The 13,653-nt window shown below is 61.9% G+C and carries 10 protein-coding genes; 2 read left to right on the top strand and 8 right to left on the bottom strand.

What is annotated here, in order from left to right; all coding sequences use genetic code 11:
* Positions 1-48: 48 nt before the first annotated feature.
* Together LFT45_RS04420 and LFT45_RS04415 are read left to right on the top strand one after the other, a co-directional pair.
* Positions 49-675, top strand: coding sequence for an IclR family transcriptional regulator (locus tag LFT45_RS04420; RefSeq protein ID WP_236806975.1), 627 nt, complete (start codon positions 49-51; stop codon positions 673-675).
* Between the two features lie 1,280 nt (positions 676-1,955).
* On the top strand, positions 1,956-3,071 hold the full coding sequence (locus LFT45_RS04415; RefSeq protein WP_236806973.1) for an IS110 family transposase: 1,116 nt from the start codon (positions 1,956-1,958) through the stop codon (positions 3,069-3,071).
* 710 nt (positions 3,072-3,781) lie between these two features.
* On the opposite strand, the gene LFT45_RS04410 is transcribed toward LFT45_RS04415, so the two are convergent.
* From LFT45_RS04410 to LFT45_RS04375, 8 genes are all read right to left on the bottom strand, one after another.
* Positions 3,782-4,978, bottom strand: a complete 1,197-nt coding sequence (locus LFT45_RS04410; RefSeq protein ID WP_236806971.1) for a bifunctional 2-methylcitrate synthase/citrate synthase — start codon at positions 4,976-4,978, stop codon at positions 3,782-3,784.
* 85 nt (positions 4,979-5,063) lie between these two features.
* Positions 5,064-5,852, bottom strand: a complete 789-nt coding sequence (locus LFT45_RS04405; RefSeq protein WP_236806969.1) for a carboxymuconolactone decarboxylase family protein — start codon at positions 5,850-5,852, stop codon at positions 5,064-5,066.
* 180 nt (positions 5,853-6,032) lie between these two features.
* Entirely contained in the window at positions 6,033-6,845 is an 813-nt protein-coding gene (locus LFT45_RS04400; RefSeq protein WP_236806967.1) for an enoyl-CoA hydratase-related protein, read from the bottom strand.
* A 45-nt stretch (positions 6,846-6,890) separates the two neighbouring features.
* Positions 6,891-8,996, bottom strand: a complete 2,106-nt coding sequence (locus tag LFT45_RS04395; protein ID WP_236806965.1) for an acetate--CoA ligase family protein — start codon at positions 8,994-8,996, stop codon at positions 6,891-6,893.
* Positions 8,997-9,034: 38 nt separating this feature from the next.
* Positions 9,035-10,180 carry an acyl-CoA dehydrogenase family protein gene (locus LFT45_RS04390; protein WP_236806964.1) on the bottom strand — a complete coding sequence of 382 codons (1,146 nt, stop codon included), beginning with the start codon at positions 10,178-10,180 and terminating at the stop codon, positions 9,035-9,037.
* A gap of 54 nt (positions 10,181-10,234) precedes the next feature.
* Positions 10,235-11,002, bottom strand: a complete 768-nt coding sequence (locus LFT45_RS04385) for an SDR family NAD(P)-dependent oxidoreductase (protein ID WP_236806962.1) — start codon at positions 11,000-11,002, stop codon at positions 10,235-10,237.
* 20 nt (positions 11,003-11,022) lie between these two features.
* Complete coding sequence (locus tag LFT45_RS04380) at positions 11,023-12,165, bottom strand: thiolase family protein (protein WP_236806960.1); 1,143 nt, start codon at positions 12,163-12,165, stop codon at positions 11,023-11,025.
* A gap of 24 nt (positions 12,166-12,189) precedes the next feature.
* A complete protein-coding gene (locus tag LFT45_RS04375) occupies positions 12,190-13,650 on the bottom strand; it encodes an NAD-dependent succinate-semialdehyde dehydrogenase (protein ID WP_236806958.1) in 1,461 nt (486 codons plus the stop codon).
* Between the last annotated feature and the right edge of the window lie 3 nt (positions 13,651-13,653).

Here is a 13,653-nt window from a genome sequence, read left to right as displayed (position 1 = left end):
CGCTCTGGCGAGTGACAGGCAGGGCATAAGCTCGGTGAGCTGGCTTCGATGATCGGGGCGCCCAAGTCCTCGGTGCATGGCCTGGCAAAGGGACTGGTTGCAACGGGCTACTTTCGTGAGGATAAGGGCCGGTACGTCGTGGGCCCCGCGGTTTCGACGCTCCTGGCCGCCGGCCCGAGCGCCCTTCCCGCCGTCTACCACCATGCACTCGAGGAATTGACTCAAACATGGGGTGAAACCTCGATGCTGGCGACCCTTGTCGGGGACTCGGTCGTCTATATCGACACTGTGGAGTCGCCAAGCATTATCCGGGCTTCTCCGACCCTGAATGAGAGATTGCCGCTCTGGCCCAGGAGCAGCGGCAAGTGCTTCCTGGCAGCCATGTCGCCCGAACGTCTCGAAACCTACCTTCGCCGAAACAAGACGCTTCCTGTAGGCCGGGAGCAGATACTCGATGAACTGTCGAAGGTGCGCGAGACGAACACCGGCTTCAACATCGGGGAGTCGATCGCCGATCACATCAGCATCGCCAGCCCAATCGTGAACGGGACGGCGCCCGCAACACTCGCCATAGCCCTCGTCGGGCCCAAGTCCCGCATGGAAGAAAACATGGACCAGATCGCCAAGAGCGTTCGTCAGACGGCGGCGTCCCCCTCGTCCCCAGCCGCCTCTTGACATTATTCCTGGGGCGTCTGCAGACCGTTCGGGTGGACCGTGGCCACCCATGTCAGCGAAGTGTGTCACGGAGTGGCTCAGACGTGGCCGCGGACTGTGGCACATTCTTTGATAGTTAGGTCGTAGAACGACGTCTTCCAGAAATTAACGTGCCGACAGACTACGCGGACGTGCTTGAGGCCTTGAATACCCACCGTCTCGGATGCCAAGGTGCAAAGGCAACAGACGGTCAACTCACTGCTTATCAGGCACTGCTGGTCGCCGGCAAGGACACCTTGCCCCCAGACAGCCACGGCTGGGGAGCCATGGCATGAGGCAACTGGCGACCGACCTGCGGAATGTTCTCCCGTATTTGGACCAGGGGCGGCCTGTGCATCAGGGCCATGAACCACCCGGACGAGAACTATGTCGAGTATGTACTCCACGTCGTAAAGGGTTGAGCGGCCTCAGCTTGGAGCATCTGCGGTACGAGCAGCGTCTTGCCAGCGCTGTGGGAGGCTTCGGCCGTACTGTCGACTAGCTATTCTTGGGCATCGCCGCATTGCGTGGGCTCGACGAGGTCACCGGCAGGATGTAGCTCGGAGCTTTATTCTTTCCGGAAATACTCTTTGCCAGAATGCGATGGACGGGTGGGAAGGCGACGAACACGCAACTGGGACTCGCACCGATGGATCTCAAGGGTGGGCTCGAGCCATTCAACAGTGCTTACGTCCCGGCCTCCCTGTGATGAAGATCCGCCCGACTCCCCTAATTCGCGCAAACGGCTGCCGCAAGCAGGGATCCGGGGCCGAGAGCAGAGGATCGAACCGTCCCGCGTTACCGCCTCTACCGTCCCCCTCGGACCAATGTTCCCTCGTCCTAGACAATATGAAGGGGCTCAGCCCAGGCCTCGGGCCGGAACCCCCCGATTCAAATTGATTCGTGGGTTGCCGTGCGGACCGTAGGTGCGCGGTAGAGCCACATTTGAAGGTGTGGAGGTTCCGGCTAAGACCGAGGATACAAGGTTCGCGTGGCTATGGCCGCGCTTTTTGTGGTCATGGTTTCTGCCCTGCCAACGGCTGGCCATTGTCGCCGGGCCCGTGTCGGGGCGCCGGCCAGCAGTGGCGTGGCCGCGGCAGATGGCGGAGGCGGCACCCCGCCCCTCTTGCCCGGCGCTGATGGCCTTTATCGGGCAGGGCAGGATGGTCTGCGGGGCAGCGCCTGTCTGGGCCACACTGGGTTTATCCACCATCGGTCGGTGGCGAAGGGGGGAGCCGCCGTGAGCTCCAAAGGGTCCTGTCATGTTTGAGAGAACAAGCATCGGTTTGGACGTGCACGCCCGCTCTGTCGTCGCGTGTGCAATCGACGGGGAAACAGGGGAAGTATTCAGGCGCCGGCTCACGCCGGACTTCGGTGAAATCCTGGCCTGGATCCAGTCACTGCCCGGACCCGTGAAATCCGTCTACGAGGCCGGCCCCACCGGCTTTGACCTGGCCCGCTTTCTGCTGGCTGCCGGTGTTGAGTGTGTCGTCGCGGCCCCGTCGAAGCTGCAGCGGCCCTCCGGCGACCGGGTCAAGACCGATACTAACGACGCCCTGCATCTGGCCCGCCTGCTGCGTCTGGGAGAGGTCACCGCTGTTCTCATTCCCACGGTGGAGCAGGAAGCCGCCCGGGACTTGGTCCGTGCGCGGGAGGATGCCCGCGGTGACCTGATGAGCGCCCGTCACCGTATCTCCAAACTGCTCCTGCGCCAAGGCATCATCTACACCGGTGGCAAAACCTGGACCCTGCAGCACGGGGCCTGGCTGGAGCGGCAGAAGTTCGATTCCGCACCGCTGCAGCTGGCCTATGATTCATCGCTGGACGCGATGACAGCGGTCCTGGACCGGCGGGACCGCCTCGACCACGCGATCACTGAACTGGCCTATCACAGCCGGTACACCCCGATCGTCAGGAACCTGGAGTGCCTGCGCGGGATCTCCACGCTGACAGCGTTCGGCCTGGCCGTGGAAATCGGCGATTGGGACCGCTTTACGGGCCGCACCATCGGCGCCTACCTTGGTCTGGTCCCCTCCGAGCATTCCTCCGGCCAGTCACGGTCGCAAGGTCCCATCACCAAAACAGGCAACGGCCACGCCCGCAGGCTGCTGGTCGAAGCCGCCTGGCACCACCGTCAACCCTACCCACACCCCTCCAGCCTCATGCGACAACGATGGGCACAGGCCTCCACCGCGGCCCAATCCCGCGGAGACGCCGGAAACCGCCGCCTTCATGAACGATGGGTCGTCTATCTCGAACACCGGAAACGCCCCGTGATTGCAAACGTTGCAATCGCCAGAGAACTCGCAGGATGGTGCTGGTCACTGGCGACCATGCCCCCTGCTACCGGCCAGAACCACACGATCCCGGCTGGATGACACGTGACCGACACGCTCCCTCCGAAGGAAGTGATCTTTGCAGCGCATGGAGTAAACCCGCGGAAGATCTATGAGCAGCCAACCACCGGCCACGCTCGACTCTAGACAAGCGGTAACCTCCAGCCGAACACATCGTCCTGCGGTAACCAACCCGCGCATATCAGAGTGACCGCGCCGTCGCCAACGACACGCTGGACCCCTTCCAAGCAGGACATGCCGGCCCCCACAAAAGATGAGAACGAGGACAAACCAGCCCCCCGGCCCTCATCAAAGGAAGCGGCCCCAGCCAACCCGGCCGGGACCGCTTCCCCACGCACTATTGACAATCTTGCCTACATATCAGATCTCTACACGTCGCCTGACGGCGCGTTGCCTATCGGGTTGCAGGTGAAGATCGATCCTTTTGCTCCTTCAAGTCGGTGACCCAGGTTCGGCGTGGCAGCAGAGTGTTCGCTGAACCGGCGGTGAGGTGTCGTTGCGATTAGTTTGATGATCCGGCTAATCGAGCCACACCTCACCGCTGGAAGGGGCCAGCCGATTTCCAACCCACGTCGGCGCGCTTTTCGTCCGCCTGATTCATAGGCGGCCAATGAGGCGCTTGGAAGTCCCGATGTTTTATTATGCGCAATCTCTGGGGTAAGGAGCCCAGAGAGTGGTCCATGAACTGACAGGCTGCTTATGTAGCACGGCTGAGCGAATCGTCAGGCATGTTATTCCGCAGACTCCTCCGCGCGCTGCGTAACGGCCGCTTCAGCCGCGGCGGCCGCGGCGTCTGGAACATAGCGTTCGACGTGGCGCTCAGCGGGACCGTTGTACTCCGACAGCGGGCGAATGAGCGCATTGGACTCCGCCTGCTCCAGTATGTGAGCGGTCCAGCCTGTCACTCGTGATGCAATAAAGACCGGCGTGAAGGTGAGTGTGTCGAATCCAATGAGGTTGTACGCAGGCCCCGATGGAAAGTCGAGATTGGGGTAGATGCCCTTGCGGCTAACGAACTCCGTTTCAACGGCGTTGTAAAGGGCAGCGACGTCCGGGCGGTGGTAATGTTCGACGAGCCTGTCGAGCGCGGCCTTCATCGTGGGCACGCGCGAGTCGCCGCGCTTATAAACCCGATGACCGAAGCCCATGATCTTGCGCTTAGAGGCGAGTGCCTGGTCGAGCCAAGGGCCGGCGTTAGACGCGTCCCCGATCTCGTTGAAGATGTGTAGCACGGCCTCATTCGCACCGCCGTGTAACGGCCCCTTGAGGGCGCCGATCGCGCCGACGACCGCCGAGTACAAGTCGCTAAGCGTGCTGGTCACGACGCGAGCGGTAAACGTCGAAGCGTTGAAGGAATGCTCTGCATACAGGATCATTGAGCGGTTGAACGCGTCGATGACAACGTCGTCCGCCTCCTCGCCGAACGTCATCCATAAGAAGTTCGCGGCGTAGTCGAGATCGTCTCTGGGCTCCACCGGCTCCTGCCCTCGACGGCGGCGCTGACCGTATGCCACAATCGCAGGGAGCGCGGCGAATAGGCGGATGCTGCGGGCCAGATTCTCCCCACGGCTGCCGCTGGCGTCGAGCACGGACCCGGAGCCGGCGAGATCCCGGGAGCCGAGCAGACTCACGGCGGTTCGTACCTCGTCCATCGGGTGGGCGTCGAGCGGTACGAGCTCGATGGCTGCCCGGACGTCCGGGGCGAGGTCACGGTAGAGTCGCTCCTCTGCGCGGAGAGTGCCCAGCTGCTCGTCCGTAGGGAGCTCCCCATTCCACAGCAGGTAGGCGACCGCCTCGAATGGCTGCGTCGCGGCGAGCTCTTGAACCGGATACCCGCGGTACAGCAGGGAATTGGTCTCGGGGTTGACTTTGCTCACGGCGGTGTAGTCCACCGTGACTCCCGCGAGACCCTTCTTAATGTCGGTCATGCTTACTCCTTCGTGATGCTAAGCCGTTCGTGTGGACGTCGTGCTCTTACGGGCGTGCAGATCGGCCCGATGCTGCCTCCCGCAGTTACCGGCCAGATAGGATCTTTGCCCCAAGGATGTAGCTTTCAAGCCCGAGAAGACCTGAGAGCTGGAAAATTTCGAGAATCTCGTCGCCAGTCGCTCCCAAGTCAAGCGCATTCCGGATGTGGCGACGGAGTCCTGGCTCGTATTTGTGAGTAACGGTGCAGTCGATGCCGATGCAGATAAACGCCCGTTCCTTGGTGCTGAGCGGGCCGTTGTCCCACGATTCGGTGGAGACTGCGTCTAAAGCGTCGTAGTACTCCGGCATCAGCCGGGCGATCGCTTCGCGGTCGGCATTCCAGAAGCCGCGTGATTTGATAAACGCCCGCTTTGCCGCTTCAAGAGTTGGGTCGAGCTCGGCCAGCCTCTCTGCTTGGTCGCCGCGCTTTCCGAGCTCGTCTTGAAGAACGGGTATGGAGAAGTAGAGCGCATGATTCGCAACGGCGACTATTGTGATAAGCACGTCGATGATTTCGCCCGCGGTGGCACCGGCTGCTCGTGCACGTTTGATGTGGCGTTCAACAGCCTCGGCATTCAGGCTCGTAACCGAGGCGTGCATCGCAAGGAGCACGAGTTCCTTCATGCGGGCCGGAAGGTGGCGGCTTTCCATTGGAGCGCGCCAGTAATTGGACGCCACCCCCCACGAAGTCCATGCCGCTTGGCGGAAGGCGTCAAGGTCGGCGACTCCTGATATGACATCTGCCAGGGATGCGAAGTCGGCGACGGTCGTAGTCGACTCATTGGGATATGTCACTGAACCTCCACTTTTCTCTTTCTGTTTCAGCTTCGTCATTCTTCCCCCCTCCCCGCCGGTACAGATCGGTGCTGGTGCTGCTCTAAGCACTGGCTTTGATGCTGTAAGCCTTCCGGGTGTGCATGGTGTCCACCAAAATCCATGGCCGAACCGTCCCTGCAAGGACGATTGAACTCCGACTGGTTCCGCAGCTTCCTGTGGGTTCGGCGAACCTCGTACTTAGCGGCCGTGGTATTCAGGCGGGCGCTTCTCTAGAAACGCGCGCATGCCTTCTTTCTGGTCCTGGGAGTCGAACAGGATCTGGAAAGCCTTGCGCTCGAGAAGGAGCGCGGTGTCGAGAGGGACATCTGCCCCCGCTCGGACGACTTCCTTGATTGCCGATACCGCAAGCGCAGGCATCGTTGCGATGAGCGATGCCATCTCTGCAGCTTGTTCGAGCGCCTTGCCTTCGGGTGCGACTTCGGAAACAAGACCCATCGCATGGGCCTCTTCTGCGAATACGTGCTTGCCAGTCAGGAGCAGGCGCATGGCTTGGTACCGGCCCACGGCCCGCAATAACCGCTGAGTTCCGCCTGCCCCCGGTATCACACCGAGCAGGATCTCCGGCTGCCCGAACCTCGCGCGTTCGGAGGCAATGATGATGTCGCAGCACAGCGCCAGCTCGCACCCGCCCCCCAGCGCAAATCCTTCGACGGCGGCGATGAGCGGTTTGGGGCACGCCCGGAGTGTGGAGAACATCCGGTCAGTAACCCGCAGCGTGTGTTCGACTGGGGTTAGGTGCTCCATTTCGGCAACGTCTGTGCCGGCGACGAAAGCACCAGACGCGCCGGTTATGACGATGACACGCACGGACGCGTTGGCGCCTAGCTCCTCTACTGCCCGGGCCACGAGTTCCTTGACTTCAATGTTGAGGGCATTGCGGCGCTCGGGCCGGTTAATCGTCAGCTGCGCAACGCCGGGCGCAGCCCAGGAGACGATCAGGCTGTCGCTCGTGAGGTCTTCCACGACGTCCTCGGTCTGGGCATTTGTCATCGATTCACGTCCTTAAGTGAGTCATTGTTAGAAAAACCTGAGTCGTCATTGTTCTGGCGAGCCGATAACGAGCCCGTCAACGGCGACAACGCCCGCTCCCTCGGGTAGGACAAGCAAGGGGTTGATCTCGGCTTCGGAAATCAGTGCTTCCCGGTCGTTGGCTAGCTGCGAGATAGCGACGACGGCTTGGGCAAGGGCCTCAGTGTCGCCGAGCGGAAGTCCCCGGTAACCGCGCACCACAGCGAGTCCTTTGACCTCGTCAATCATCGAGCGGGCCTCGTCGAGCCCGACCGGGGCAACGCGAACGGCGATGTCCTTGTAAATTTCCGCCAGGACCCCGCCTACTCCCAGGACGACCACGGGACCGACTTCAGGATCGCACCTGAAGCCGAGGATGACTTCTGCCAGCCCGGACTCCATCTTCTGGACAAGCACTCCGTCGATCTTCGCTTCGGGGTGCCGCTTGGCTACATTCTCGCGAATGCTCTTGACTGCTTCCGCAAGCTCTGCGGCGTCGCGAATGCCCAGGACGACGCCGCCCGCGTCAGTTTTGTGCGGAATATCGGCAGAAAGGATTTTCGCTACAACCGGAAACTCAATTTCCATTGCCGATATCGGGGCGTCGTCAGTTTCGCGCACGACGACGGAGGCAGCCGTGGGGATATCCAGAGCAGCGAAGATCGCAGCGGAATCGCGCTCATTGGGACGTCGACCGTTCAAACCGGAGATCGTGTCCGCGACCATGGCAAGAGCGGCCGAATTCGGGCTTGGTGCCTCTGCAGGTTGCCGCCATTGACTCCAGGCCCTGATGGCATCCGCGCATGATTCCGGCGTGCGAAACCCCGCAACGTGTGTTCCACTGAGCTGCTCGAGGGCTTCAGGAGCATGCGGGGCGAAGAACGCCGCCAGGGCTTTCCCATGGCTTGCTCGGAGCAGCGGACCGACGGAAATCTGCGGCTGGAATTGCGCCGAGCTTCCCGCAATGGCGAGGACCAGGTCACAGTGATCGGACGCCACGAGCTCATCCAGAACCGCACCATACACGTCTGCGCGCGTCCCCGCATGCGTCAGGTCGGTGAGTGGTCCACGTGGAATGTCAATCCCCTTCTCGGCCAAGATGTCAACGACAGCCGTGCTTGGAGTCACCACTTCGACGTCCATGGAGCCAAGCCGGTCGACAACGGTTGCCGCGCCTCCGCCTGTCGTCGACATCACGGCGACTCGGTGCTGCTTGGCAGGGCGCTTGCCCGCCAACAACGAGGGCAATTCGAACATCGTCTCGAGGTTGTCCACACGCAGGATCCCGTGGGCCCGGAAAAACGCGTCCCCCACTTCCGCGGATCCTGCCATCGCCCCCGTATGGGATGCGGCCAGGCGGCGTCCGACGTCCGAACGGCCGAGCTTGTATGCGATAACCTGCTTGCCCGCCTCAACGGCTCGGCGTGCAGCTGACGCCAGCCGCGGAGCGTCCCGGATGGTTTCGAGGAAAAGCAGAATCGTCTCGGTCTCGGGATCATCCACCAGCCAGTCAGTAAGCTCGCCCACGGTAAGGTCGCTCTCGTTCCCAATGGAGACGACTTTAGAGAACCCGACTCCGCGGCCAAGCCCCCGAGAGAGCAGCCCGCCTGTCATGCTCCCGGACTGGGATATCACGGCGAGAGGGCCGGGCCGGATTTCCAGCTGCTCGATGGCCGCGTTCACCGAAAGGGCGCTCGAAGGTCGGGTGCTGAGAACTCCGCTGCAGTTTGGACCGAGAATGCGGACGCCGCCCTCGCGTGCGCGGGCCACAAGTTCCTCCTGCCTCCGCAGACCCTCAGGCCCCGCTTCAGCGAAGCCATCGGCGTAGATCGTGGCGACTGGGATCTGCCGCTCGATGCATTGCTCGATTGACTCAGTTACTGCCGCTGCCGGAACCATGATGAATGCATGGTCGACGGTTTCGGGTACGTCGAGGAGGCTCGGGTAGGCACGGTCACCAAAGATCTCGTCTCGCTTTGGGTTGATCGGCACGATCTTGCCGTCATAGCCGTGGCGTCGTAGGGACCGCTGAGGCCGGGACGTGTGTTTCTTCTCGTCGCTTGAGGCACCGACGAGCGCGATCACCCGCGGCGAGAACAGCCCCTCGAAAACCCGCCGGTCCTGCTCGTTCAATCCTGTTCCTTCCAGGCTTCCCTGCAATTGCCTGCTCATCAGCGCCTCTGGGAGAATCGTCGGCCGAACACGGATTCGGCGATACGGTTCAGCAGCATCTCGATCGTGCCACCTGCGATCATCCAGCCGCGGGTACGGCGCAGGCAGTATTCGACGAGCATTTCGTCGCTATACCCCATGCCGCCCAGTACCTGCAACGACTCGTTGGCGACCTCGAAGCCGGTGCGGTTGCACATGACTTTAGCGATGGCTGTCTCCTCCGCCGACGGGAAACCGGTGTCCGCGTTGATCGCGGCGCGGTACAGCAGGAGCTGGGCAGCGTCCAGCTTGATCTTCATGTCGGAGAATTTCCACTGCAGGCCCTGGAACTCGCACAGCGGACGACCGAACTGATTCCGTACCAGTGCGTGTTCTCGGGCAAGCTCGTAGGAGTAGCGACCGAGGGCAAGAGCCCGGGCGCTGTTGCCGATCCGCTCAACATTGAAGCCGCTGATCTGCTGCTTGAAGCCTCCTTCACCCAAGAGCACGTTTTCGGCGGGAACGTAAACGTTGTCGAAGTAGAGGGGGTTCCAGTCTTCACCGCCCATGAAGCTCGCCGCAGCACCGAAGCTCAAGCCCTCTGTGTCCCGCTCGATGAGGACCGACCCGATGCCGTCAGCACCGGGGCCGAACCTGACGTAGACGAGAAACAGGGACGAGTGCAGTCCGTGAGTGGTGAAGATCTTTGTCCCGTTGATCCTGAACCCGGCGCCATCGGGAGTGGCCGTCGTCGTAAGTTCGGTCACCGCCGAGCCGGCATCTGGTTCAGTCATCGCGACGCAGATCAAGCCCGTGCCGTCGAGCAGCGGTGCCAGAAAGCGCTCTTTCTGCCCGGGGGTCGCAAAGTTCGCGAGTACGCGGAGCGCACCAAAGTTGCCTGCCTGGACAACGTCGGCACTGCGGGGGCACACCGCGGCGATCTGCTCGATGGCGATGACAGCGTCCATCAGAGATCCGCCGCCGCCGCCGTCTTCCTCATCGACGGTGATGCCGATCAGGCCGTTATCAGCCATCTTCTTCGCAACATCCCATGGGTAGTCGCTGCTGTGGGCGCGCTCCACCGCGCCGGACGCGAGTTCGCGTTGCGCGAAGGCGTGAACCGAATCGCGAAAGTCCTTCTGCTCTGTGCTGAGTTCAAAGTCCATGCGTTTTCGTCCTTTTCAGGTGGTGAGGGTTGTCAATATGTCGATAAGGGTGCGTCATCGCGGGGGCATCCTGATGGCGCCATCGAGTCGGACCGTCTCTCCGTTGATGTATTTGTTCTCAAGGAGTGAGACGGCGAGGTGGGCATAGTCCTCGGGATTCCCTAAGCGCGACGGGTGCGGGACGGCGGCGGCAAGTCCTTCACGGATGTCGCTGCGAAGTTTGGCCAACATGGGAGTGTCAAATGTCCCAGGAGCGATGGTGTTGACCCGGATCCCCCGGCTGGCCAAATCACGGGCCGCAACCAAGGTGAGCCCGTGAACAGCGGCTTTGGACGAAGTGTACGATGCCTGCCCGATCTGCCCATCAAATGCCGCGACGGACGCGGTCAGCACGATCGCACCCCGGTCGCCGTCGACTACCTCATTGGCGGCCATTCGTGCGGCAGCCAGGCGAAGGATGTTGTAAGTACCGAAAAGGTTGATCCTGACGACGTTCTGGAAGCTGTCGAAGTCGCCGGGGTTGCCCTCTTTGTCCACGATGCGCAGCCGATCACCGCCACGGCCCGCACAATGCACGACCCCTCGTAGGGAACCATTTTGCTCTGCGACATCCAACGCCGCTGATACCTGATTCTCGTCGAGGATGTCGGCGCCAACGAATGTGGCCCTCTCCCCCAGCTTTTCGGCTGCTTCTGTGCCGGGCGAGTCCGGCAAGTCCAGCAGCACTACGCTCGCGCCTTTGCCTACGAGCCGTGAGGCTGTCGCAAAACCGAGACCGGATGCGCCGCCGGTAATCAGGGTTGATGTTCCCTCAAGTTGCAAAGGATTGTTCCTTCCAGGATTCAGCTTGCAAGTTCGACAAGGGTGGCGTTGGCGGTACCGCCGGCCTCGCAGATGGTTTGGAGTCCGTAGCGGATACCGTTGTCACGCATATGGTGGACGAGCCGGGTCATGAGGATCGCACCTGACGCGCCAAGCGGGTGCCCAACGGCAATTGCACCCCCGAGAGGATTTAGCTTGTCCGGGTCGGCCCCGGTTTCTGCCAACCAGGCCAAGGGCACGGCCGCAAATGCTTCGTTGACCTCGTAGGCGCCGATTTCGTCCAAGCGGACCCCGCTCCTAGCGAGGAGCTTTGCGGTCGCTGGGATCGGAGCGGAGAGCACAAGTGTCGGATCGTCGCCGGCGACTACCCCACTGTGGATCCGTACGATCGGGGTAAGTCCCAGCTCGGCAGCCCGTTCCGGGGTAGTGATAATTACCCCGGCCGCTCCATCGGAGATTTGTGAAGCGTTGCCCGCCGTCACCACGCCGTCTTCACGGAAGGCAGGGTTTAGGCCGGCCAAGGCCTCGAGCGAGGAGTTACGCCGGATGCCTTCGTCAGTTCGCAGTTCCGGTGCCGCGGGGACCGGGACGAGCTGCTTTTCGAAAGCCCCGGAATCAGTGGCCGCGGCGGCCTTGGTGTGGGACGCCAGGGAGAATTCGTCCAGGTGTTCCCGACTCAGATGCCAGCGATCAGCCATCATCTCCGCTCCGACCCCCTGCTCGAAACCGGCGTGGTGATAGCGGGCGTTCATGGCCGGCCCGTAAGGTTCCCCAACCGCACGGGTGGCGCCCAGTGGCACACGTGTCATCGTCTCGACACCACCCGCGATCGCCAGATCATACCGGCCCGACATGACTCCCATCGCTGCAAATTCGATCGCCTGATGGCTGGATCCGCAAGCGCGATTGATCGTGACACCGGGAATGGATTCGGGCCAACCGGCGGCCAGAAGTGCGAACCTCCCCACGTTTCCCGACTGATCGCCCAACTGCGTCACACAGCCCCACACCACATCATCGACCGTCTCAGGGTCTAAGCCTGTGCGTTCCAGCAGACTGTTCAAAACGTGAGCAGAAAGGTCCACCGGATGCACATGCGCCAACAACCCTTTCCGCCGCCCGATCGGCGTGCGAACCGCCTCAACAATTACGGCTTCGCGCATTTCGTCCTCCTAATCCGGATCATGTCAGAGCCCGCCCATGCAGATGTACTTAACTTCCAGGTAGTCTTCGAGTCCGTAGTGCGACCCTTCCCGCCCGAATCCGGATTCTTTGATACCTCCGAACGGGACTGCTTCGTTCGCCATCAGCCCTACGTTGATACCGACCATGCCGGTCTCAATTGCTTCGGCCAAACGCCAGACCCTGCCGATGTCGCGGGTGTAAACGTAGGCCGCGAGGCCCAACTCCGTGTCATTGGCCGCAGTGAGAACCTCGCCTTCGTCCGTGAAGCGGAAGATCGAGGCCAGCGGTCCAAACGTTTCCTCGCGGGATACCTTGGCATCATGGCTGACATCCACCATCACGGTGGGCTCAAAGAAGGAACGGCCCAGCGGGTGCCTCTTACCACCCGCGATAACCCGTGCACCCTTCTCGACAGCATCGGCAATGTGGGATTCGACCTTTTCGACCGCGTCCGTGCCGATCAGTGGCCCCATCGTCACTTCCGGGTCAGTCCCGTCCCCCACGACCAGCGAACTGACCCGATCCGCCAAACGCGTCGAAAACTCTTCGTACACGGCGTCATGGACATAGAAACGGTTCGTTCCCACACAGGCCTGACCGGAGTTACGGAACTTCGAAGCCAGAGCGCCCTCGACCGCCTGTTCGATGTCGGCATCCTCGAAGACGATGAACGGCGCATTCCCTCCCAGCTCGAGTGCGAGCTTTTTGATCGTGCCCGAACTCTGACCCATGAGAATCCGTCCCACCCCGGTGGACCCTGTAAAAGACAGCTTCCGGACGACCGGATTCGTCGTCAGCTCCAGCCCCATGTCCTTGGAGTGACCCGTGATGACGTTGAGAACACCTTCTGGAATTCCCGCCCGGCTTGCGAGCTCCGCCAGGACTAGTGCCGAGTAGGGAGTCTCCGTGGCCGGGCGGACGATCATCGTGCACCCGGCCGCAAGAGCCGCGGCTGCTTTGCGGGTCACGATTGTGTTTGGGAAGTTCCAGGGGGTGATGGCGGCACAAACCCCAATCGGCTGCTTGATGACGACGACGCGGCGGTCCTGCGCCGGCGCCGGAATGGTCTCTCCGTAAGCCCTCCGGGCCTCTTCAGCGAACCATTCGATGAACTGCGCCCCATTTACAACCTCGGAAAGTGCCTCCTTGTAAGGTTTGCCCTGCTCTGCAGTCAGAATGCGTGCAAGGTCCTCGCGGTTTTCGATAACCAGATCGAACCAGCGACGAAGGAGCCGGCCGCGTTCCTTGGCCAGAAGTCCCCGCCACGCCGGCAGGGCCTTCTCGGCCGCTTCGACAGCACGACGTGTTTCCTCGGCCCTAAAGAATGGCACCGAGCCGAGTTCCTCGCCCGTAGCCGGGTTAAGGACCGCGACGCTTTCGCCGGAGTCGGATGTGACCCATTCTCCTCCGACCAGGCAAAGTTGCCGGAGAAGAGTCGGATCATTGAGGCGCAGTTCAGCCACGAT

This window comes from Arthrobacter sp. FW305-BF8 (genome assembly GCF_021789315.1).
Taxonomy (GTDB): domain Bacteria; phylum Actinomycetota; class Actinomycetes; order Actinomycetales; family Micrococcaceae; genus Arthrobacter.
The sequence above is the reverse complement of the archived record's forward strand: the minus strand, read 5'-3'. Positions and strand labels throughout refer to the sequence as shown.